This window comes from Sinorhizobium sp. CCBAU 05631, from assembly GCF_002288505.1.
GTDB lineage: Bacteria > Pseudomonadota > Alphaproteobacteria > Rhizobiales > Rhizobiaceae > Sinorhizobium > Sinorhizobium fredii_C.
In genome coordinates this window covers 2,208,138-2,231,036 of record NZ_CP023063.1, presented here as the reverse complement: position 1 = coordinate 2,231,036, position 22,899 = coordinate 2,208,138, and the positions used below count along the sequence as shown (strand labels likewise).

Below are 22,899 nucleotides of genomic sequence, written 5' to 3'. Positions count from 1 at the left end.
CCTCGTCAAATATCCGGTCAAAAGAGGGAATTACGCATGTCGAATTTGCCGTCTCACGCGCGTGTCGTCATTATAGGCGGAGGAGCGGTCGGCGCGTCCTCGCTTTACCATCTTGCCAGGGCCGGCTGGACCGATTGCGTGCTGCTGGAGAAGAACGAGCTCACCGCCGGCTCGACCTGGCATGCGGCCGGAAATGTTCCGACCTTCTCCTCCTCCTGGTCGATCATGAACATGCAGCGCTATTCGGCGTCGCTCTATCGCGAGCTTGGGCAGCTGATCGACTACCCGATGAACTACCACGTCACCGGGTCGATCCGTCTCGGTCATTCGAAGGAGCGGTTGCAGGAATTCAAGCGCGTCGTCGGCATGGGCCGCTACCAGGGCATGGACCTCGACATCCTGACGCCCGACGAGATGCGCCGCCGCTATCCCTTCCTCGAGACGCACCAATTGACGGGGGCGCTCTACGATCCCTATGACGGTGATATCGACCCGGCGCAGCTTACCCAGGCGCTGGCCAAGGGTGCGCGCGACATGGGCGCGAAAATCATCCGCTTCTGTCCGGCGACGGCGGCACGGCGCGAGAGCGACGAATGGGTGATCACCACGCCGCAAGGAGAAATCCGCTGCGAATATGTGGTGAACGCTGCCGGCTACTACGCGCGCGAGGTCGGCAAAATGTTCGGCCGCGACGTGCCTATGATGGTGATGAGCCATCAGTACATCCTCTTCGACGAGATCCCGGAACTTGCCGCCTGGTCGAAGGAGGCCGGGCGCAAGCTGCCGCTGCTCCGCGACGTCGACTCCTCCTACTATCTCCGGCAGGAGAAATTCGGCATGAATCTAGGGCCTTACGAGCGGAATTGCCGTGCCCACTGGACGGCGCCCGACGATCCGATGCCGGAGGATTTTTCCTTCCAGCTCTTCCCGAACGATCTGGAAAGGTTGGAATGGTATCTGAACGATGCGGTCGAGCGAGTGCCGATCCTCGGGACCGCCGGGCTTTCCCGGGTGATCAACGGACCGATCCCCTATGCGCCGGACGGAAATCCGCTGATCGGGCCGATGCCGGGCGTGCCGAACGCCTTCGAGGCCTGCGTCTTCACTTTCGGCATCTGCCAGGCGGGCGGCGCCGGCAAGGTGCTGGCCGAATGGGTGACGGAGGGCCAGACGGAATGGGACATGTGGTCCTGCGATCCGCGGCGCTACACCGACTATACCGATCAAGACTATTGCATCGCCAAGGGCAAGGAGATCTACGGCCATGAATACGCGATGCATTTCCCCAAACACTACTGGCCGGCCGGGCGTAACAAGAAGCTGTCGCCTATCCACGACCGCATCGCCGCGCTTGGCGCGCAGTTCAAGCCCTATAACGGCTGGGAGCGGGCCATGTGGTACGCGAAGCCCGGCGACGATATCTCCGACGCGGCGACGCAGACCTGGGGCCGCGAGGGCCCCTGGGCGAAGCGCATCGAGGAGGAGTGTTTGGCGGTGCGCGATGCTGCGGGTATTCTCGACCTGCCGGGTTTCTCGCGCTTTCGGCTGAAAGGTGAGGGTGCCCGCAAGTGGCTGTCCGAGCTCATCACCGGCCGCGTGCCGAAACCGGGGCGCATCGGCCTTGCCTATTTCGCCGATGAGAAGGGCCGCATCATCACGGAAATGTCGGTGATGGCGATCGAGGAGGATTTCTTCTTTCTGATCACCGCGGCGACGGCGCAGTGGCATGATTTCGAGTGGCTGCAGAAGCACCGTTCGGCCGATGCCGCCTTCGCGCTTGACGATGTGACCGCGAATTTCTCCTGCCAGATCCTCACCGGTCCGAAATCGCGCGACATCCTTGCCGAGGTTTCCGGTGCCGACCTTTCGAAGGGATGGCTGACGCATCAGACGGCTGAGATCGCCGGGCGCTATTGCCAACTCGTGCGAGTCTCCTTTGCCGGCGAGCTCGGCTGGGAAATCCACACCAAGGTCGAGGACACCGCAGCGATCTTCAATGCCGTCTGGGAGGCCGGCCAGAAACACGGCCTCAAGCCCTTCGGCATGGAGGCGCTCGACAGCCTACGCATCGAAAAGGGCTACCGCGCCTGGAAGGGCGACCTTTCGACCGACTACACCGTCCTTCAGGGCGGGCTCGAACGCTTCGTCGACTGGTCGAAGCCGAGCTTCAAGGGCAAGGCGGCGCTCGAGCGCGAGAAGCAGCGGGGTGCCACAAAGCGCTTCGTCACGCTGACGGTCGAGGCCGGCGAGTGCGATGCGCCCTATATGTCGACGCTCTGGTCGGGCGGCGAAGTGGTCGGCGAGACCACTTCCGGAAATTGGGGCTATCGCGTCAGCAAATCGATCGCGCTCGGCATGCTGCGTGCCGATCTAGCCGCGCCCGGCCAGGAAATCGAGGTCGAGATTTTCGGAGAGCGTTTCAAGGCAATCGTTCAGCCGGATCAGCCGCTCTGGGATCCCTCGAATGAAAGACTGAAAGCATGACGAAGCCCATCCCTGAAAAGGCCCGCGTGGTCATCATCGGCGGTGGCGTTTCCGGCTGTTCGGTCGCCTATCACCTGTCGAAGCTCGGCTGGACGGACGTCGTGCTGCTCGAGCGCAAGCAGCTGACCTCGGGCACAACCTGGCACGCAGCCGGGCTGATCGGCCAGCTTCGCGCCTCGCAAAACATGACGCGGCTCGCGAAATATTCGGCCGACCTTTACGTCAAGCTGGAGGCAGAAACGGGCATCGCCACCGGCATGCGCCAGAACGGCTCTATCACCGTGGCGCTCACCGATGAGCGCAAGGAAGAAATCTACCGCCAGGCTTCGCTCGCCCGCGCCTTCGACGTCGATGTTCGCGAGATCACGTCCAGAGAGGTGAAGGAGATGTATCCTCACCTCAACGTTTCCGACGTCAAGGCGGCGGTGCACCTTCCGCTCGACGGGCAGTGCGACCCGGCCAATATCGCCATGGCGCTGGCCAAAGGCGCGCGGCAGCACGGCGCGACGATCATCGAAGGCGTGAAGGTCACGTCGGTGACGACGAAGGATGGCCGTGTGACCGGCGTCACCTGCGAGCAGAACGGCGAGAGCTTCACGATCGAGACGGAAACTGTCGTCAACTGCGGCGGAATGTGGGGCAGGGAACTGGCCCGCCAATTGGGCGTCACCGTTCCGCTGCACGCCTGCGAGCATTTCTACATCGTCACCGAGGCCATTCCGGGCCTCGCTCGCCTGCCGGTCCTGCGCGTCCCGGACGAGTGCACCTATTACAAGGAGGACGCCGGCAAGATGCTGGTCGGTGCCTTCGAGCTCAAGGCAAAGCCCTGGGGCATGGACGGCATCCGCGAGGACTTCTGCTTCGACCAGTTGCCGGAGGATTTCGACCATTTTGCCCCTATCCTCGAAATGGCCGTCAACCGGATGCCGATGCTGGAGACCGCGGGCATTCACACCTTCTTCAACGGTCCGGAGAGCTTTACGCCCGACGACCGCTACTATCTCGGCGAGGCGCCGGAGCTCAAAGGCTATTGGGTGGCCGCGGGCTACAACTCGATCGGCATCGTTTCGTCCGGCGGCGCCGGCATGGCGCTGGCGCAATGGATGAACGACGGCGAGCCGCCCTTTGATCTCTGGGAGGTCGATATCCGCCGCGCCCAGCCATTCCAGAAAAACCGCGCCTATCTCAAGGAGCGGGTGTCGGAGACGCTCGGGCTGCTCTATGCCGATCACTTCCCCTATCGGCAGATGGCGACGGCGCGCGGTGTCCGCCGCTCGCCGCTGCACGAGCATCTGAAGGCGCGCGGCGCCGTCTTCGGCGAGGTTGCCGGATGGGAGCGCGCCAATTGGTTTGCGAAAGACGGCCAGGAGCGCGAGTATCGCTATTCCTGGAAACGGCAGAACTGGTTCGATAACCAGCGGGCCGAGCATCTCGCCGTCCGCAATGGAGTCGGTCTCTTCGACATGACGTCGTTCGGCAAGATCCGGGTGGAGGGCCGTGATGCGCTTTCGTTCCTGCAGCGCCTCTGCGCCAATGAGCTGAATGTCGAAGCCGGTCGCATCATCTACACGCAGATGCTCAACGCCCGCGGCGGCATCGAGAGCGACCTGACCGTCACCCGGCTTTCGGAAACCGCCTTCCTGCTCGTCGTACCGGGCTCGACGCTGCAGCGCGATCTCGCCTGGCTGCGCAGGCATCTTCGCGACGAGTTCGTGGTTATTACCGATGTGACGGCTGCCGAATGCGTGCTCTGTATCATGGGGCCGAAAGCGCGCGAACTGATGCAGAAGGTGAGCCCGAACGATTTCTCCAATCAGGCGCATCCTTTCGGAACGGCGCGCGAGATCGAGATCGGCATGGGCCTCGCCCGCGCCCACCGCGTCACCTATGTCGGCGAGCTTGGCTGGGAGCTCTACGTGTCGACCGATCAGGCGGCCCATGCCTTCGAGGCGTTGGAGGCCGCGGGGCAAGATGTCGGCCTTAAGCTCTGTGGCCTTCACACGCTCGACAGCTGCCGCATCGAGAAGGCGTTCCGTCATTTCGGCCATGACATCACCGACGAGGATCATGTGCTCGAAGCCGGTCTCGGCTTTGCCGTGAAGGCCGACAAGGGCGAATTCATCGGCCGTGAGGCGGTGCTCGCCAAGCAGGAGAAGGGCCTATCCCGCCGGCTGGTGCAATTCCGGCTCGCCGATCCGGAGCCGCTTCTCTTCCACAACGAAGCGATCGTTCGCGATGGCGAGATTGCCGGGACGATCACGTCCGGCAATTACGGCCACCACCTCGGCGGCGCGGTCGGCCTTGGTTACGTGCCCTGCAGCGGCGAGAGCGCCGCGGATGTGCTGGCGTCCAATTACGAGATCGAGATCGCTGGAACGCGGGTGAAAGCCGAGGCGTCGCTGAAGCCGATGTACGATCCGAAGGCGGAGCGGGTGCGGATGTAAGCGGCTTACTGCTAGATCAGGCGAAAAAGGATGGCCCCTCATCCGCCTGCCGGCACCTTCTCCCCGTCGTGACGGGGAGAAGGGACAAGCCGCGACGCCTCACCCTGACCCTCTCCCCGCGTGCGGGGAGAGGGTCAGGGTGAGGCGCAACGAGTAAGACGACGAACGCCATTGGGAGATGATGATGGCTGACGAATGCGCAGTTGCGGTTTCGAGACGGTCCGGCGGACGGGCGGCGCGTGTGGCGCTGCGCTCGTCACCGCTTGCGGAAAACATCCGACCGGTGCGCCCGGGTCTTTCCGGCGGCCAGTACAAACCGCTGACCGAGGCGGGTGTGAAGCGCATTCATGAGGCGGCGCTCGATGCGCTGGAGCAGATCGGCCTGGCCAATGCGCCGAAATCCGGCATCGAGATCATGACCGGCGCCGGCGCCATTCTCGGCGACGACGGGCGCATCCGCTTCCCGCGTGCGCTGGTCGAGGACATGCTGGCGATTGCCGCGCGTGACATTACGCTATACGCCCGCGATCCGAAGCAGGATCTCGAGCTCACCGGCACGCGTGTCTATTACGGCACGGCCGGGGCGGCGGTGCACGTTGTCGATGTCGAAAAGCGCGAATATCGCGAGTCGACCACCAAGGACCTCTTGAACGCCGCCCAACTCGTCCATCATCTCGACAATGTGCACTTCTTCCAGCGCGCCATGGTCTGCCGGGACATTCCCGACAATTTCCTGATGGACATCAACACGCTCTATGCCTGCTGCGCCGGCACCACCAAGCATGTCGGTACCAGCTTTTCCGATCCGTCGCATGTGGAGGGCTGCTTCGATCTGATCCACATGATCGCCGGCGGAGAGGACAAGTGGCGCGCGCGGCCCTTCGTCTCGAATTCCAACTGCTTCGTCGTGCCGCCGATGAAATTTGCGGAAGAGAGCTGCACCACGATGGAGAAGTGCATCCGCGGCGGCATGCCCATCCTACTGCTTTCGGCCGGGCAGGCGGGGGCAACCGCGCCGGCACCGCTCGCAACCGCGATCGTCCAGGCGGTCGCCGAATGCCTGGCGGGCGTCGTCTATGTCAATGCAATGTCGCCCGGTCATCCGGCCGTCTTCGGAACCTGGCCGTTCGTTTCAGACTTGAGAACGGGTGCGATGTCCGGCGGCTCCGGCGAGCAGGCGCTGCTGACGGCCGGCTGCGCCCAGATGCACCAGTTCTATCGCTTGCCGGGCGGCGCCGCCGCCGGCATTGCGGATGCGAAACTTCCCGACATGCAGGCTGGCTGGGAACAGGCGATCTCCAACGTCATGGCGGGGCTCTCGGGCCTCAATATGGTCTATGAAGCGGTCGGCATGCATGCTTCGCTGCTCGGCTTCTGCCTGGAATCGCTGGTCCTCGGCGACGATCTGCTCGGCCAGGTGCAGCGCTGCATCCGCGGCATAGATGTGACCGAGGATTCCGTCTCGCTCGACACCATGCGTTCCGTCTGCCTCGACGGCCCAGGCCACTATCTCGGTCATTCCCAGACGCTGGGGCTGATGCAGACGGAGTACATCTATCCGGCGGTGGCCGACCGAACGAGCCCGAAGGAATGGGTGGAGATCGGCCGACCGGATCTCGTCGCCCGCGCCATCGAGAGGAAGAATCGCATTCTCGGCGAGGCCGCGCCGTCCGTCATTGCGCCCGAAATTGACCGTGCCATCCGCGAAAAATTCAGGATCTCTTGCTGAAGAAGGCTCAGCCGCGCCGGTCGAAGTGCGTCCTGAGCGTCACATGTGTCTGGACGGTTGCGACACCCGGAATGATGGCGATCCGCCGCCGGATCATGTCGAGGTCATCGTTCGAATCGCATTCGACGAGCAGCATCAGGTCCGTCGCGCCGGCAAGTGACCAGCAACTGACGACGTGCGGCATGCCCGAAAGGTGCGGCACGACATGGTCGCAATTCTTACCGGGATGGAAGGCGACGGCAACAAGTGCGCGCACCATCGGGGCCTTCTGCTCTGCGCCGAGCCGGATCGTATAGGCGGCGATGGCGCCCCTGGTTTCAAGCCGGCGCAGCCGTTCCTGCGTCGCACTGCGCGAAAGGCCGGCATGACGGGCAAGCGCCACCAGGCTCTGGCGAGAATCCTTGTGCAATGCCGCAAGCAGCAGGCGATCCTTCTCATCAAGTTCGGTCAATTCGTCGTCCTCGGCCGCCTGTGCCGGACAAATGTCCGGCGGGACGGCATCATGCCCAATGAAACCGGACGATAAGGCAGTTAGCGTCTCCGGACAACGAAGGAGCCGATCTCATGAACAGCTTGAAACTGCAGGAAAATGCCGTCCTGATCCCGATCGACATGCAGCGCGCCTTTGATGCGGCGCCCTGGCCGCCGCGCTGGAATGGACGCGTCGATGAAAACGGGCTGACAGTTCTCGCCGCCTGGCGCGCGGCGAAGCGGCCGATCATTCATGTGCGGCACGACAGCATCAAGGAAGGCTCGACGTTGCATCCAGAGCAGCCGGGCAACGCCTTTCGCCCAGGCTTCGGCCCGATGGGAGGGGAAAGCCTCGTCACCAAGAGCGTCAACGCGGCCTTCATCGGCACGGATCTCGATCTGAGGCTCAGGCGCCTTGGAGCCGATACCGTCGTGATGTTCGGCATCTCGACCGACATGTGTGTCTCGACCTCGGTGCGGGTCGCTGCCAATCTCGGCTATCGCGTGTTCCTCGTCGAAGACGCTTGCGATTGTTTCGATGTGGCGGATGGCGCGGGCGGCGTGATTGCGGCGCGGGAAATTCACCGTGCGCATGTGGCGACACTCAGGGCCGAGTTTGCCGACGTCGTGACGACTGGCGAATTGCTGAGCGCGCTCGGAGCTATAAAGGCGGCGTGATCATCGCGCCGTAGCACTCTTCGCCTCCACAATCCGATAGCTCCATCTGGGTGCCTTTGGGATCTCGTCCGGGCGGAAGGGAAAGGTGAGAAACGTCTCGAAGGGGCGGGTCTCGCCGCCGGGCACGCGCACCAGCACCAGCGCCGTGTCGTCGCCGATCCGCCTGCAGGCGCCTGCCGAGCAATCCTCGAGCGTGACCGTCAGGCGGAAATATTCCAGCGTGATTGCCGAGGTGTTTCTGGCCGTCCCATGCAGTCGATAGCTGCGCTTCGACTGGTTTCGCTCGAAGGCGAGGTTCTCGAGGACGATGTCTGAAGGAACGATCCCGGCCGGGGGCGGGAAGGGGGCGGGTGCAGCCGGTTCGGGTGTGCTTTCACTCAGCCAGATCAGAAAGGCGGCAGCAAGCCCCACGGCGACCGCAATGGAGAGGACGGGCTCTACCCAACTCCGAAAGCGGCCATAGCGGGCCGCGAGATACACGATCACCAGGCCCAGGAGTAACGCAATCACCCACAGCATAAAGACCCTCCTACAGCGGCGGCCGTCCACCAGGACGCGCAAGGGGTCGCTGTAGCGCTTTGAATTACTGCATGTTTTTTCCGCTAAATCGAATCCGATTTACATGCTGTTCGAGCAAAGCTGGCATTGCCGCCCCGACCGAGCGGGGGAATCGCTACGACGCGCCTGCGTTCGTTCATTTCTTCAGGCTGATCCAGTAGGCCCCGTCGAAGGGAACCGCCGCAAAGCGCATCTTTTCGTTGCACCAGGCATGCGGACCGGCAAAGGCCGCCGACAGGCCCTTCGCCCCCGCGGCCTCCGGCATGCTGATGGAGCTGCCCGTCGTCACGGCGTCACCCGTCGTGGCGCCGAGAGCTTATCCATTGGGCGCTCGATGTCGCGCTTGTAGAAGCAGCGGTGGTTGGCTTGGCTGGGCATTGCAACTGCAGCCTTCTGGACAGTGAGCTTGTAAGATGAGCTATTCACTCCTGATTATTGCGCGCGCAACAGGATTTTGTGAGAAATCTCATGTTTTTGCGCTTGTGGGAAATGTGCAACAACACGCTGCGCGGGTGGCAAAGACGCTACCGCAGGGTACGGGCAATTAGCCGATCGGAACGAAAACGCCCGCCGCCGGAGAGTGGCGACGGGCGGCGAGCATTTTCATTTGGTCTTGCTTGCCTACGACACGGGTGACAAGCGGCCTTATCCGTGGTTGATCATGATATGCCGAACGGCGGTGTAGTCCTCCAGCGCGTAGACCGACATGTCCTTGCCATAGCCTGACTGCTTGACGCCTCCATGCGGCATCTCGTTGGTCAGCATGAAATGCGTGTTGATCCAGGTGCAGCCATATTGCAGGCGGGAGGCGGCCCTCATCGCCTTGCTGATATCCTTCGTCCAGACGGAGGAGGCGAGGCCGTAATCGCTGTCGTTTGCCCAGGCGACGACATCGTCCGTGCCGGAGAAACGGGTGACCGACACGACCGGACCAAAAACCTCGCGGCGAACGATCTCGTCCTCCTGGGTGGCACCGGCGACGACCGTCGGCTGAAAGAAGAAACCGTCGTCGCTGCCCGTGCGGCCGCCGGTGGTGATCTCGATATGCTTCTGGTCTGATGCCCGCTCGACGAAGCTCGCGACGCGATCGCGTTGCCGCTTGGAGATCAGCGGTCCGATCTCGTTCTCGGTATCGTCGGCAAGGTTGTAGCGGATGGTCGACACGGCAGATGTCAGATCGGCGACGAGCTTGTCGTAGATACCGGCCTCCGCATAGATGCGGCAGGCGGCGGTGCAGTCCTGGCCGGCATTGTAATAGCCGAAGGTGCGGATGCCGTTCACGACCGCTTCCAGATCGGCGTCGTCATAGACGATGACCGGCGCCTTGCCGCCGAGTTCGAGATGGGTGCGCTTGACCGTCTTGGCGGCGGCGGTGAGCACCTTCTTGCCGGTGGCGATATCGCCGGTGATCGACACCATCGAGATCTTGGGATGGTTGATCAGCGCATTGCCGACCGTCTCGCCGCGGCCAGCGATGACATTGACGACACCCTCGGGAAGAATATCGGCCAGCAGCCGCGCAAGCTTCAGCGCCGTCAGCGGCGTCTGTTCCGACGGCTTGAAGACGACGGTGTTGCCACCGCCGATTGCCGGCGCCAACTTCCAGGCCATCATCATCAGCGGATAATTCCAGGGGGCGATCGAGCCGACGATGCCGATTGGGTCGCGGCGGATCATCGAGGTATGGCCCGGAAGATATTCACCCGCCGTGGGCGCGTGCAGGTTGCGAACCGCGCCCGCGAAGAATCGCCAGCAATCGATGATCGCCGGTAGTTCGTCATTCTTCACCGCGTTGATCGGCTTGCCGCAGTTCAAGGCTTCGAGTGCTGCGAAGTCGTCGGCGTTCCTCTCGATCGCGTCGGCGATCTTCAGCAGATGGTTCGAGCGTTCCGCAGGCGTCGTCTGCGACCAGGTAACGAAGGCGCGTTCGGCCGCGTCGACGGCGGCGTCGATCTGCGCATGGGAGGCTTCGGCGAGGTCGATGATCCTGGCGCCCGTCCGCGGGTTCAGGATGTGCTCCTCGGCCTCGGTCCCGGCTTCGAAACGAGATCCGATCAGGAGTTGGGTGTCCATGTCTGTTCTCCCTTTATGTTCGATATTATTTGCCGGCGCCGGCGATCTGGTCGCCGTCGCGGGTGAGGTAATAGGCGCCGAGGATCGGCAGGAAGGTGACGATGACGACGATCATCGCGACGACGTTGGTCACCGGCCGCTGGCGCGGGCGGATCAGCTCTTCGAGCATCCAGATCGGCAGGGTTGATTGCTGGCCGGCGGTGAAGGTCGTCACGATCACCTCGTCGAAGGAAAGCGCGAAGGCGAGCATGCCGCCGGCAAGCAGCGCCGTGCCGATGTTCGGCAGGATCACGTAGCGGAACGTCTGGAAGCCGTCGGCGCCGAGATCCATCGAGGCCTCGATCAGCGAGCCGGAAATCCGCCGGAAGCGGGCGATCGCGTTGTTGTAAACGACGACGATGCAGAAGGTGGCGTGGCCGAGCACGATCGTCCAGAACGAGAACGGGATGTCCGCGATCGAGAAGGCCGAGCGCAGCGCAATGCCGGTGATGATGCCGGGAAGCGCGATCGGCAGGATGACCAGCAGCGACACGGTTTCGCGGCCGAAGAAGCGCGTCTGGCTGACCGCGGCGGCGCAAAGGGTGCCGAGGACGAGTGCCGCGGCGGTGGCGACCGCGGCGACCTTGACGGAGAGGGTGAGAGCCGCCCAGACATCCGGCCGGTTCCAGGCGACGGCAAACCATTGCGTCGTCAGCCCCGGCGGCGGGAACTGATAGGTCTTTTCTTCCGTCGTGAAGGCATAGAGGAAGATCAGCAGGATCGGCAGGTGCATGAAGGCAAGGCCGGCGGCTGCGGCAATCTTCAGGCCAAGGGGCGCGCGATTCATCTTCTCAGAGCGCATCGAAGGCCCCCATGCGTCTGGCCATCCAGAGATAGGCGCCCATGATGACGATCGGCACGACCGTGAAGGCGGCGGCGAGGGGGATGTTGCCGGCCGTGCCCTGCTGGGCGTAGACCGCCTGGCCGATGAAGAGCCGCGACGAACCGACGATCTGCGGGATGATGTAGTCGCCGAGAGTCAGCGAGAAGGTGAAGATGGAGCCGGCGACGATGCCTGGCAGTGCCAGCGGAAAGAGCACATGGCGGAAAGTCTGCGCCGGCGTACCGCCGAGGTCGGACGAGGCTTCGACTAGGTTGGCCGGCACGCGCTCCAGCGCCGCCTGGATCGGCAGGATCATGAAAGGCATCCAGACATAGACGAAGACGATGAAGGTGCCCGTGTAACTGACCGAAAGCGAATTGCCGCCGACGACCGGCAGCGAAAGCCAGGCATCGAGCAGCCAGAGAAGGTTCAGCTTCTCGAAAAACCAGGTGAGGATACCTTCTTTCGCAAGGATCAGCTTCCAGGCGTAGACCTTGACGAGATAGCTCGACCAGAGCGGCAGCATGACCGCCAGATAGAAAAGCGCCTTCCATTTGCCGCGCGCGTAGCGGGCCGCATAATAGGCGATTGGAAAAGCGATGAACGCCGAGACGAGCGTCACCAGTGCCGCCATCGAAACGGTGCGCAGGATGATGTCGAGATTGGCTTCGCTGAACAGCTGCCGGTAGGTCGCAAGCGTGAACTCGTAATTGATGAGTCCGGAAAACTCGTCGATCGAGAAGAAGCTCTGGAGAAGCAGCGCGAAAAGCGAGCCGAGATAGCCGATGCCGAGCCACAGCAAAGGCGGCCCGAGCAGCACCGTCAGGAGCAGAGGCGGGTGCCGCCAGAAGAAGTCCGAGAGACGGCCGGTTGTGCTGCGGCGCTCCGGAAGGACGAAGCTTTCGGCAACAATCGTCATGCGTCCTCCATCGGGTGAAGGTCGCGGGCGGCGAAGCTGATCGTGACCGGGCTGCCCATCGCGGGCACGCTCTGCGCCGCGGGGCTGGCAACGGCAATGCGGTTGCCGTCGACATCGACGACAATCCGGTTGGTCGCGCCGAGAAAGCTGCGGCCGGCGACGATGCCGGAGAGGCTGAGGGCGCCGTCCGCCGCCGGCGCGAGCGCAACCGACTCCGGCCGAAGGCTCGCGAAGGAGGATTTCAGACCGAGCCTCTGGCAGAGCTTGGCAGAGAGCACGTTCGACGAGCCGACGAAATCGGCGACGAAGCGGGTCTTCGGCTGGTTGTAGACCTCTTCCGGCCGCCCGAGCTGCTGGATCCGGCCTTCGTTGAAGACGGCGATCCGATCGGCCATCGACAATGCCTCGCCCTGGTCGTGGGTGACGAAGACGAAGGTGATGCCGAGCGATTTCTGCAGGCTCTTCAACTCCTCCTGCATCTGCTCGCGCAGCTTCAGATCGAGCGCGCCGAGCGGCTCGTCGAGAAGCAGCACCTTGGGGTTGTTGACGAGGGCGCGGGCGAGTGCCACCCGCTGGCGCTGGCCTCCGGAAAGCTGACCGGACCGGCGCGCGCCGTAGCCGGGCAGCTTGACCATGGCGAGCGCATCTTCCGCGGCTTTGCGTCTTTCCTCGCGGCCGACTCCTTTGACCATCAGCCCGTAAGCGACGTTGTCGAGAATCGAGAGATGCGGGAAGAGGGCATAGTCCTGGAAGACGGTATTGACGCTGCGGCGGTAGGGCGGCACGCCCTCGGCGGTTTCGCCGAAGATCTCGATATGGCCCGTCTTCGGCTGCTCGAAGCCGGCCATCAGTCTCAGGCAGGTCGTCTTGCCCGAGCCGGAGGGCCCGAGCATCGCGAAGAATTCGCCCTCGGCGATCGAGAGGTTGACGCAATCGACGGCGCGCACCGCACCAAAATGGCGGGAAACATTGTCGAAGAGAACGGCGGTGGTCATGGAAATGCTCCGGGATTCTGGCCCCTCATCCCGCTGCCGCGACCTTCTCCCCCGCGAGCGGGGAGAAGGGGCCTGCGGTCGGTGCGGCATGCAGGATCGACTCCCTCCCCCTTGTGGGGAGAGTTGGGGAGGGGACTTTGAGACGAACCTCTCCCGGCCCTTTGGGCCACCCTCCCCACAAGGGGGAGGGAAAGCGGCGGTTTACCGGCCGCCGATCACGCCGATATAGTCGGACACCCAGCGGTGATAGGGCACGCATTCGCTCTGGCTTGCGCACCTGGCCACGGGCGTCTTCCAGAACTTGACCTTCTCAAAGTCGTTGTAGCCGTTGGTGGCGCAGCCCTCGTCGGTCAGGAGCTCGTTGCCCTTGCAGGCGGCGCCAACGGAGGGGTTGGCGCCGAACCAGGCGGACACGTCGCCCTGGACCTTCGGCGAGAGCGTGTGCTCCATCCACATATAGGCGCAGTTCGGATGCTCGCTCTCGGCATGCAGCATGGTCGTATCCGCCCAGCCGGTTACTCCTTCTTCCGGAATGACCGAGGAGATCGGCAGCTTCTCGGCCTGCATCAGGTTGACCTGGAACGGCCAGGAGCCGGACGCGACCACGCCTTCGTTCTTGAAGTCGTCTATCTGGATCATCGCATCGTGCCAATAGCGGCCGACTAGCGTGCGCTGCACGCGAAGCAGGTCGAGGGCCGCCTTGTACTGGTCTTCATTGAGCTCATAGGGATCCTTGATGCCGAGCTCCGGCTTGTGGGCCATCAAGTAGTTGGCCGCGTCGGCGACGTGGATCGGACCGTCATAGGCCTGGATGCGGCCCTTGTTGGACTTGCCGTCAGGCAGCGTCATCTCCTCGAAGACGACATTCCAGCTTTTCGGCGGCTGACTCTTGAAGGCTTCCGTGTTGTACATCAGCACGTTCGGGCCCCAGACATAGGGCGTGCCGTAATGGACGTCGTTGACCGTGTGCCAGGGCGCGTTCTGCATGCGCTCGTCGATGGTCTTCCAGCTCGGAATGAGGCTGGTATTGATCGGCTGGACGCGCTTGCCGGCCACCAGCCGAAGCGAGGCGTCGCCGGAGGCGGTGACGAGGTCAAAGCCGCCCTCGTTCATCAGCGCCACCATTTCGTCGGAAGTGGCGGCGGCCTTGACGCTGACCTTGCAGCCGGTCTTCTTCTCGAATTCGGTGACCCAGTCGAAGTTCTTGTCGGTCTCGCCGCGCTCGATATAGCCGGGCCAGGCTACGATAGAGAGCTCGCCCTCACCCTGGCCGAGCTCCTTTTGCGGCTCCAGGGCAAGTGCCGGGGCAACGAGGCCGAGCGTAAGGGTAAGCGCCGTGCAGGATTTCAACATCTGCTTCATTGAAGTCTCCCCAGTTATGCCGCGTCCGCGGCCTTGTTCCCTGGGATGAAGCGTGCCTCTATTTCTCCGTATTCGCAAATTCATTAATCAGAATGGCGTTATCGGTTTTCCCGATATCAATTCACCTTGGACGGGCACTGCGAAGGGCTTCGGCGATGCCGACGAAATCGCGCGCCGATTGCGGCAGGCTTGACCCTTTGCGCCACACCATGCCGACCTGCACGACCGGCAAGGCGCCGGAAACGTCGCGGCTCTCGATACGGTCTCCTTCGAGCGACCAGGGGCGATAGACGAGGTCCGGCAAAAGCGCGATGCCGGCGCCGGTGGCGACCAGGCTTCTGACCGCCTCGACCGAGCGGGTGCGGAAGGCGACATGCGGCCGGGCGCCGAGCGCCGTCAGCAGCTTGCCGGTGTTTTCCTCGATTTCGTCGACCGTCAGCATGATCAGCGGCTCCCTGGCGATATCCTCGACCGAGATGATGTCGGCGCTGACGAGCGGATGGCCGATCGGCAGCCAGAGCCGGTAAGGCGAGGTTTCGAGGATTTCCGCCTGCAGCGCCATCCGGTCGCGCAGGTTGGAGATCACCATCACGGCGACATCCAGCTCGCCGCCGACCAGCAGGTGCTCGAGATAGGAGCCGTTGTCCTCGATGGCACTCACCTCGACTCCGGGGCAGGCGCGGCGATAGCGGGCCAGCAGGTCGGAGAGCACGTAGCCGGCGACGAGCGAGGTGACGCCGAGATTAAGCCTGCCGCCGCGCTCCTCGCGGCTATCGGAGAAGCTGCGTCGCGCATCGGACACATCGGCGAGAATCTTCGTCGCATGACGGAGGAACTGGTGACCGTTATGGGTGATCGACAGGCCGCGCGGATGCCGGTCGAAGAGCTCGACGCCGAGATCTGTCTCCAGCTCCTTGATCGCTTCGGTGATCGATGACTGCGAGATCGACAGGTTCTGCGCTGCGCGGGTGACCGTGCCCTGTTCGGCGACAGCGACGAAATATTGCAATTGCCTGAGTGTGAATGCCATGAGCGAATTAACACCGGGCGACAAGCGGATGGCAAGCCGGCCGATGCAGCGCCACGATTTGGCGCAGCTGGTCGTGCGTGGCGGCAGGCCGGTGCTAAGGTGGGCTCAAGGGAGCGCAGGATGGATTCGAGACGATCAAGACCGATGCCGACGGAGCGCGAAATCCTGGCATTCCACGAGCGCTGTGAGGCGTTCTACCCGGCCGATGCCGTGACCGCTTCGATCTCACAACAGCGACAATGGTACGACGCTTTGTGTGCGGAGTTCGACGCGCCGTCGCCGGAGGGGCTGACAAGGCGCGATGCGCTTGTAGCCAGGCGGATTCCGATCCGGCACTATCGGCCGGCGGAGGTCGCGACCGCGGTGCGCGTGCTCTATATCCATGGTGGCGGCTTTGTCGTCGGCTCGCTCGAGAGCCATGATGCGATCTGTGCCGAGCTTGCGCATGGAGTGCGGGCTGAGCTGATTTCGGTGGACTATCGGCTCGCGCCGGAGCATGTCTGGCCGGCGGCTTTCGATGACTGTTCCGCCGTGCTCGAAAGCCTGCTTGCCGATGGTCGGCCGCTCGTCGCTGTCGGCGACAGCGCCGGCGGCAATCTGGTTGCGGGCATCGTGCTCAAGGCGAAGGCCAGAGGGCTATCCGGCATTATCGGCCAGGCGCTGGTCTATCCCGGCCTCGGCGGCGATCTCGTTAGCGGTTCCTATGCCGAGATGGCGGAGGCGCCGGGCCTGTCGACGACCGACGTGGCCTATTATCGCGAGGTACTGAAGGCCCCGGCCGACGATGTGTTCGCCTACCCGTTGAAAGCGGCCGAACTGTCCGGTCTGCCGCCCACCTATATCACCGGGGCGCACTTCGATCCCTTGCGGGACGATGCGCGAGGCTATGCGGTGCGCCTTGCGCAGGCAGGCGTGGACGTCACCTATCGCGAAGAGCCGCAGATGATCCATGCCTGGCTCCGGGCACGGCACATGAGTCCAGGCGCCCGCGCAGGGTTTGACCATCTGGTTCGTGGTGTGGCACGGCTGGTTGGGGCCCTCTGAGGCAACCATGAGCGGAGACACCGATCTGCGGCACCTGCTCGGCGGGATGAACCCGATCCTGGGCGAAGGCGAGTATGTCTACTGCACGGTCGAGGGCGATGCCGCGTTCTGGTTTGCCCTTGAACCGATCGGCACCTTCCGCGAGGTGGAGGGGTTGACGCTGATACTCGAACGCTCGAAGGCCGATGCGGCCAGACTTTCCTACGGCCCGGTGCTGCGACAGATAACGCTCAGCGTTCATTCCGCACTTGAGGCGGTGGGTTTGACGGCGGCTGTTTCAGCGGCACTCACTCGGGCCGGCATCAGTGCCAATGTCGTGGCCGAGTATTATCACGACCACATCTTCGTGCCGGCGGCGGATGCGGAGCGGGCGCTGGAGGCGTTGCAGGAATTGAGCCGCGAGACCAACGGAATTCAGTGACTTTGCCCCTCACCCGAGCCCGGTCGCGACGGGGGAGGAGACACCGTCACGGGCGCCGCACTTTCCATCTTCACAGGCGCGGAATGGTGGTCGAGCGATCTGCGAGTCCCTTCTCTTCGCGTGCGGGGAGAAAGTCGCGGCAGCAGGATGATGGCCGCATGCGCTCAGCGAAAGGCGGTCCCTTACATGAAATCCCGCTTAATCCGCTTCTCGAAGATCTTCTCGAAGATCTTCTCTTCGCCCTCGAAAGCCTCGACCTTGGCCGATGTGACCCACTCGCTTTCCGTGCAGCCGAGCCGGGAGGTCGAAACGGTCTTCAGCGACTGCTCGCCGCGCCTGGCGATGCAGGTCCAGGTCGAGAGGCCCGTCATCGAATGCGGATCACTGGGGGCGATCGACCAAACCTCGTCGCGGATGTCACGCGTGGCGTTGCCGGTATCGGGGTGTTCGACGAGGCCGGTGTCTTCGTAGATCCGATTATGCGTTACACCCTTGGCCATATCGCGCTCGACGCTGCGGCGGGTTTGCGCCGGCGAATGCTCGATATAGGTGGGTAGAGGGTTGGGATTGGTCGGCTGCGGCACGACGATCTCGCGGTGCTCGCCGAGGAGCGGCAGCGACAGCGAGAGGCTCGCGGTATCGATCGTCAGGCCGGGATCGGTGGGCGGCGGCAGGATCATCGGCCAGTAGGATGTCGAGAGCGACAGGCGGATGCGATGACCCGCGCGAAAGCGATAGCCGCAGGCATCGAGCACCAGCGTGATGCGTGTCTTGTGGTTCTTTTGCATCGGCATCGGCTTTGCGTTGCCGTTGCGGTGGGCCAGGTTGAGGACGCCGAAGGCGACGCGGGTTGCCGTGCCGTCCGGATGAATGTCGACGAGACGGGCGACAAGATTGGCCGTCTCCGCGCTGCAGGCGACCTCCAGAGTGAGGGCCGGTTCTCCGAGGTAGTCCTCCGCTTCGAGCAGGGGATGGCTATCGAAGGTGAGGGAACCCGCATCGTCGATACGCTGGTCGCCGGCCATCTCGGCATCCGGCTTCAAGGTGAAATATTCGCCGGCGGCCGTGCCGGTATCGAGCGGCGAGCGGAGATAGATGTCGCCGATCCCCTTCTTGGCAGCGGCCCCGGTCACGAGGCTGCCGTCGCTCGATACCGTGAAGCTGCGCGCGTCGGGGGTGTTCCAGACGTCCTTGGCAATCCAGCGGCCGGGATCTTCGTTGCGTCTCAGCGCCGGCTTCGGGCCATCGAGAATATAGGCGCGGATCTGCGGTAGCCTTTCGGCACCGTTTCTCTCATCGCGCAGCCAGCGGTTCCACCAGCGGATCGCCTCGCTGTGAAAATCCGCCCGCGGCTTCGGCCAGGCGAAATGCGGGTATTTGTGAACCCATGGTCCGATCAGCGCCTTGGCCCTGTCGCCGAGCCCCTCGATCGCCTTGATCGGCGTATTGCGGTAGCCGTCGGCCCAGCCGGCGATCACGAGAGCGGGCACCGGGAAGCCTTCGAAATCCTCGGCTATGGAGCCGTGGCGCCAAAAATCGTCGCGACGCTGGTGCTCGAGCCATTCCTCCAGGAAGAAGGGTTCGTTCTCCAGCCGCTCCAGCCACATTTCCTTCCAGCGCTCGCCGACGAGCTCCGGATCGGGCGAGCGCGACTGGTAGGCGAGCATGGTCGCGGCCCAGGAAAGCTGCGCCGAAAGATGGCAGCCGTTCTTGTAGTGGATGTCGTCATTGTAGCGGTCGACGGTCGAGGCGATCGAGATGACGGCCTTGAGCGCCGGCGGTTTCAGAGCGGCCACCTGCAGGCAGTTGAAGCCGCCCCAGGAGATGCCCATCATGCCGACCTTGCCGTTTGACCAGGGCTGCGTCGCGATCCATTCGATGATCTCGCAGCCGTCGGAGAGTTCGCGCGGCGTATATTCGCCGTCGATCACCCCTTCGGATTCGCCGCAGCCGCGGATGTCGACGCGAACGCCGGCAATGCCGGCCGCGGCGAAGACCGGATAGGTGGATTCGTCGCGGGCGCAGGTGCCGTCGCGCTTGCGATAGGGCAGGTATTCGAGCACCGCCGGGACCGGATTCTGCTCGGTTCCCTCCGGCATCCAGATGCGCGCCGCCAGCCGGGTCCCGTCCTTGAGGGTGATCCATTCGTTTTCGATGACGGTGAAGTTGCGATCGGACACGTTTATATTCTCCCGATTTTCTGCGCGTGAGCGATCTACAGCGGATCGGAGTGAGTGTGCGGGACGGAGGCGCCCCGCTCTCCGGGTCAATTCCCCGCACTCTCCATGCGTCTGGTCTTAAGCACCCGTTCGAGCCAGCCGATTTCCATTTCCGGCACCGACTTCAGGAGGAGGTCGGTGTAGTCGTCGAAGGGCGCCGAGAGCACCTTCGACTTCGGCCCGAAGCGCACCAGCCGGCCGCGATGCATCACGGCCACGCTGTCGGCGATCGCCCGGACGATGGCGATGTCGTGGGTGATAAACAGATAGGAAACAGCGGTTTCCTCCTGAAGCTTCATAAGCAGATTCAGGATGCCTTCGGCGACCAGCGGGTCGAGCGCCGAGGTCGGCTCGTCGCAGAGGATGAGCTCCGGCCTGGCGGCGAGCGCCCGGGCAATCGCGACGCGTTGCTTCTGGCCACCGGAGAGTTCGGCCGGGTAGCGATCGAGGAAGCGTGAGCCCATCTCGATCTGATCGAGCAGTTCCCCGACGCGCTCGGTCTTCTTCGCACCGTGCATGCCGAAATAGAAGGAGAGCGGCCGGCCGACGATGTCGCGCACCGTCTGGCGCGGATTCATGGCCGTGTCCGCCATCTGGTAGATCATCTGGATACGGCGCAGTTCCTCGTTCGTGCGGCCCTTCAGTGCCTTCGGCAGTTCCTTGCCGTCGAAGGTGATGCGGCCCTCCGTCGGCGGCAACAGCCCGGTGATGACGCGGGCGAGGGTGGATTTGCCTGAGCCGGATTCGCCGACGATCGCCAGCGTCTGGCCCTTCGACAGGTGCATCGAGACGTCGTGCAGCACCTTAAAGCCGTTGCCGTAAGCGGCATGGACATGCTCGATCTTGAGCAGCGTGCCGGTCTGGTCCGGAGCTTCGTCGCGTTTTGCCTGCCGGACGCTGACGAGCGCTCTCGTATAGTCCTCCTTCGGCGCCTCGATCACCTGCTTGGTCGTGCCGTATTCGACGGTCTTGCCGTGGCGGAGCACCATGATGTCGTCGGAGATTTGGGCGACCACGGCGAGATCGTGGGTGATATAGAGCGCCGCCGTATGGGTCTCTTCGATGGCGTGCTTGATCGCCGCGAGAACGTCGATCTGGGTCGTCACGTCGAGCGCCGTCGTCGGCTCGTCGAAGACGATCAGTTCCGGATTGGGGCAGAGGGCCATGGCGGTCATGGCGCGCTGCAATTGTCCGCCCGACACCTGATGCGGGTAGCGCTCGCCGAAACTCTCGGGATTGGGAAGTCCCAGCACCCGGAAGAGATAGAGTGCGCGTTTCTTCGCGTCCTCTTTCGACATGATGCCGTGGCGGAGCGACGCCTCGATCACCTGGTCGCCGAGCTTGTGCGCCGGGTTGAAGGCAGCCGCGGCGGATTGAGCGACATAGCAGACATGGCATCCGCGAACCGAATTGATGCCGCTGCGGTCGAGCTTCAGGATATCGCGGCCATTGAGCAGCACCTCGCCGCCGGTGATCCGCACGCCGCCGCGGCCATAGGCAAGCGCCGAAAGGCCGATCGTCGATTTGCCGGCGCCGGACTCTCCGATGAGGCCCAGCACCTTGCCCTTTTCGAGATTGAAGGAGACGCCCTCGACGAGCGTCACCACCTTCGGCGGCTCGCCCGGCGGATAGCTTGTCGCCTCGATCTTCAGGTTCTTGACGGAAAGCAGATCAGGCATCGCCGCGCCCTCCTTTCAGGCTCGAGGTGCGCTTCATCAGCCAGTCGACGACGAGGTTGACGCAGATGGCGAGCGTTGCGATCGCGGCGCCCGGCACGAGAGCGGCCGAGATGCCGAAGATGATCCCGTCCTTGTTGTCCTTGACCATGCCGCCCCAGTCGGCAGCCGGCGGCTGAATGCCGAGACCCAGGAAGGAGAGGGTGGAGAGGAACAGGATCGAGAAGGCGAAGCGCAGGCCGAATTCGGCCAAGAGCGGCGACAGCGTGTTCGGCAGGATTTCCCGGAAGATGATCCACAGCGAGCCCTCCCCGCGAAGCCTGGCCGCCTCGACGAATTCCATCACCGCGACGTCGAGAGCGACGGCGCGGCCGATGCGGAAGACGCGGGTGGAATCGAGCACCGCCATTACCAGGATCAGGATCCAGAGATGCTGCGGCAGGACCGCGAGCACGACGAGGGCGAAGATCAGCGTCGGGACTGCCATCATCAGGTCGTTGAAGCGCGAGAACAGCTGGTCGACGAAGCCGCCGGTGACGGCCGCCGTGAAGCTCAGGATCATGCCGAGTGCGAAGGAGATCAGGGTCGCCGCCAGCGCCACAAAGATGGTGGTGCGGGCGCCATAGATCAGACGCGACAGCAGGTCGCGTCCGAGATTGTCGGTGCCGAGCAGGAAATCGCCGCCGGCCGGCATCCAGATCTCGCCGACAACGTCGCGTTCGCCGAAGGGGGCAAGAATGGGGGCAAAGAGCGCGCAGACAATTGCCAGCGCAATGCCGGCGATGCCGATCCAGGCGCTGATGGGGATAGATCTGAAGTTCATCGCGGGTGCCTCAGTCTCGGGTTGGCGAGAATGGCGAGGATGTCGGCCGCCATGTTGAGGAAGATGTAGAAGGCCGCGAAGATCAGCCCGCAGGCCTGCACGACGGGCATGTCGCGCACCGTCACCGCGTCCACCATGTACTGCCCCATGCCGGGATAGACGAAGACGACCTCGACGACGACGACGCCGACGACCAGATAGGCGAGGTTCAGCGCGATGACGTTGATGACCGGTGCCACGGCGTTGGGTGCCGCATGGCGGGCGATGATGCGGAAAGTGCCGAGACCCTTGAGCTCGGCGGTCTCGACATAGGCCGAGGACATGACGTTGAGGATCGCCGCCCGCGTCATGCGCATCATGTGGGCGAGAACGACGAGCACGAGGGTTGCGACGGGCAGGGCGATCGCCGAGAGCCGTTCGCTGAAGGTCATGCTGTCATAGACCGTCGCCGGGAATGTGGCGACCCCCAGTTGGACCGCGAAGAACATGATCAGCAGATAGCCGATGAAGAATTCCGGCAGCGATATCGCCGCCAGCGATATCACATTGATGATCTTGTCCGGCAGTCGATTGCGGAACTGCACCGCGAGCATGCCGAGACCGACGGCGAGCGGCACGGAGATGAGAGCCGCGAAAAAGGCGAGGAAGAGCGAATTGCCGAGCCTATTGCCGATCTGCTCGCTGACCGAATTCTTGCTCGCCCAGGAGGTGCCGAAATCGCCCTTCACCGCGCCGCCGAGCCAGTTCAGATAGCGCTCGCTCCAGGGCCGGTCGAGGCCGAGATCCTTGCGGATGTTCTCGACCGCCTGCGGCGTCGCCGACTGGCCGAGATAGGTGGTGGCGAAATCGCCGGGCAGCGCCTCGATGCCGCCGAAAATCATCAGCGACACGGCAAAAAGCAGGCCGACGCTGAGGCCGAGGCGCTGAAGGATCAGCGCCGCGAGAGGGCGGCGAAACACGAAACGCCGCCAGAACGATCCACCGATCTCGCCCGTGGCGGCGGCGGGGTTGGGCTTTGCTGGCACTCCGGAAAGATCGGCGGAGCGCGGGACTGTTTCACCCGCGACCCCATCGGTCAGGACCGGACCAGTGATCGGTCCGCTCTCCATGG

19 protein-coding genes are annotated in these 22,899 nt (G+C 63.6%); 6 read left to right on the top strand and 13 right to left on the bottom strand.

The window, feature by feature from the left end; genetic code table 11:
• Window positions 1-36 precede the first annotated feature (36 nt).
• The 3 genes from SS05631_RS10950 (at window position 37) to SS05631_RS10940 (ending at window position 6,657) form a co-directional block, all read left to right on the top strand.
• Window positions 37-2,484, top strand: coding sequence for an FAD-dependent oxidoreductase (locus SS05631_RS10950; protein ID WP_037415213.1), 2,448 nt, complete (start codon window positions 37-39; stop codon window positions 2,482-2,484).
• Window positions 2,481-4,928 (top strand): FAD-dependent oxidoreductase, encoded by a 2,448-nt coding sequence (locus tag SS05631_RS10945; protein ID WP_037415215.1) that lies wholly within the window; start codon window positions 2,481-2,483, stop codon window positions 4,926-4,928. The genes SS05631_RS10950 and SS05631_RS10945 overlap by 4 nt, the downstream gene beginning before the upstream one ends.
• Before the next feature lie 184 nt (window positions 4,929-5,112).
• Window positions 5,113-6,657, top strand: coding sequence for a trimethylamine methyltransferase family protein (locus SS05631_RS10940; RefSeq protein WP_037415218.1), 1,545 nt, complete (start codon window positions 5,113-5,115; stop codon window positions 6,655-6,657).
• A 7-nt stretch (window positions 6,658-6,664) separates the two neighbouring features.
• Here SS05631_RS10940 and SS05631_RS10935 read toward each other — a convergent pair whose 3' ends face one another.
• Window positions 6,665-7,108 (bottom strand): Lrp/AsnC family transcriptional regulator, encoded by a 444-nt coding sequence (locus SS05631_RS10935; RefSeq protein WP_244412103.1) that lies wholly within the window; start codon window positions 7,106-7,108, stop codon window positions 6,665-6,667.
• Between the two features lie 113 nt (window positions 7,109-7,221).
• Here SS05631_RS10935 and SS05631_RS10930 point away from each other — a divergent pair, with 113 nt between their 5' ends.
• A complete protein-coding gene (locus SS05631_RS10930; RefSeq protein ID WP_037415223.1) occupies window positions 7,222-7,806 on the top strand; it encodes a cysteine hydrolase family protein in 585 nt (194 codons plus the stop codon).
• On the opposite strand, the gene SS05631_RS10925 is transcribed toward SS05631_RS10930, so the two are convergent.
• The 8 genes from SS05631_RS10925 to SS05631_RS10895 form a co-directional block, all read right to left on the bottom strand.
• Window positions 7,807-8,325 (bottom strand): hypothetical protein, encoded by a 519-nt coding sequence (locus SS05631_RS10925; RefSeq protein WP_037415225.1) that lies wholly within the window; start codon window positions 8,323-8,325, stop codon window positions 7,807-7,809.
• 175 nt (window positions 8,326-8,500) lie between these two features.
• Window positions 8,501-8,653: a hypothetical protein gene (locus tag SS05631_RS30980; protein WP_157213155.1), complete on the bottom strand. Its 153-nt coding sequence runs from the start codon at window positions 8,651-8,653 to the stop codon at window positions 8,501-8,503.
• 356 nt (window positions 8,654-9,009) lie between these two features.
• Entirely contained in the window at window positions 9,010-10,437 is a 1,428-nt protein-coding gene (locus SS05631_RS10920; RefSeq protein WP_037415235.1) for a gamma-aminobutyraldehyde dehydrogenase, read from the bottom strand.
• Window positions 10,438-10,462: 25 nt separating this feature from the next.
• The gene (locus SS05631_RS10915; RefSeq protein WP_037415236.1) at window positions 10,463-11,278 is read right to left on the bottom strand and encodes an ABC transporter permease; all 816 of its coding nucleotides are present in this window, start codon (window positions 11,276-11,278) and stop codon (window positions 10,463-10,465) included.
• Window positions 11,268-12,218: an ABC transporter permease gene (locus SS05631_RS10910; protein ID WP_037415239.1), complete on the bottom strand. Its 951-nt coding sequence runs from the start codon at window positions 12,216-12,218 to the stop codon at window positions 11,268-11,270. The genes SS05631_RS10915 and SS05631_RS10910 overlap by 11 nt, the downstream gene beginning before the upstream one ends.
• A complete protein-coding gene (locus tag SS05631_RS10905; protein WP_037415242.1) occupies window positions 12,215-13,213 on the bottom strand; it encodes an ABC transporter ATP-binding protein in 999 nt (332 codons plus the stop codon). Before SS05631_RS10905 ends, SS05631_RS10910 begins: the two co-directional genes overlap by 4 nt.
• Before the next feature lie 201 nt (window positions 13,214-13,414).
• On the bottom strand, window positions 13,415-14,575 hold the full coding sequence (locus SS05631_RS10900) for an ABC transporter substrate-binding protein (protein WP_037415244.1): 1,161 nt from the start codon (window positions 14,573-14,575) through the stop codon (window positions 13,415-13,417).
• A gap of 121 nt (window positions 14,576-14,696) precedes the next feature.
• Window positions 14,697-15,605: a LysR family transcriptional regulator gene (locus SS05631_RS10895; protein WP_037415247.1), complete on the bottom strand. Its 909-nt coding sequence runs from the start codon at window positions 15,603-15,605 to the stop codon at window positions 14,697-14,699.
• Between the two features lie 120 nt (window positions 15,606-15,725).
• Between SS05631_RS10895 and SS05631_RS10890 the strand changes: the two genes are divergently transcribed.
• Window positions 15,726-16,649 (top strand): alpha/beta hydrolase, encoded by a 924-nt coding sequence (locus SS05631_RS10890; protein ID WP_037415249.1) that lies wholly within the window; start codon window positions 15,726-15,728, stop codon window positions 16,647-16,649.
• Window positions 16,650-16,656: 7 nt separating this feature from the next.
• Complete coding sequence (locus tag SS05631_RS10885; RefSeq protein WP_037415251.1) at window positions 16,657-17,070, top strand: ACT domain-containing protein; 414 nt, start codon at window positions 16,657-16,659, stop codon at window positions 17,068-17,070.
• Between the two features lie 182 nt (window positions 17,071-17,252).
• On the opposite strand, the gene SS05631_RS10880 is transcribed toward SS05631_RS10885, so the two are convergent.
• The 4 genes from SS05631_RS10880 to SS05631_RS10865 all read right to left on the bottom strand — a co-directional run bounded on the left by SS05631_RS10880 (window position 17,253) and on the right by SS05631_RS10865 (window position 22,897).
• Window positions 17,253-19,250, bottom strand: coding sequence for a CocE/NonD family hydrolase (locus SS05631_RS10880; protein WP_037415253.1), 1,998 nt, complete (start codon window positions 19,248-19,250; stop codon window positions 17,253-17,255).
• A gap of 86 nt (window positions 19,251-19,336) precedes the next feature.
• Window positions 19,337-20,968 (bottom strand): ABC transporter ATP-binding protein, encoded by a 1,632-nt coding sequence (locus tag SS05631_RS10875; protein ID WP_037415255.1) that lies wholly within the window; start codon window positions 20,966-20,968, stop codon window positions 19,337-19,339.
• Entirely contained in the window at window positions 20,961-21,788 is an 828-nt protein-coding gene (locus SS05631_RS10870; protein ID WP_037415257.1) for an ABC transporter permease, read from the bottom strand. Before SS05631_RS10870 ends, SS05631_RS10875 begins: the two co-directional genes overlap by 8 nt.
• Complete coding sequence (locus SS05631_RS10865) at window positions 21,785-22,897, bottom strand: ABC transporter permease (RefSeq protein ID WP_037415259.1); 1,113 nt, start codon at window positions 22,895-22,897, stop codon at window positions 21,785-21,787. The genes SS05631_RS10870 and SS05631_RS10865 overlap by 4 nt, the downstream gene beginning before the upstream one ends.
• Between the last annotated feature and the right edge of the window lie 2 nt (window positions 22,898-22,899).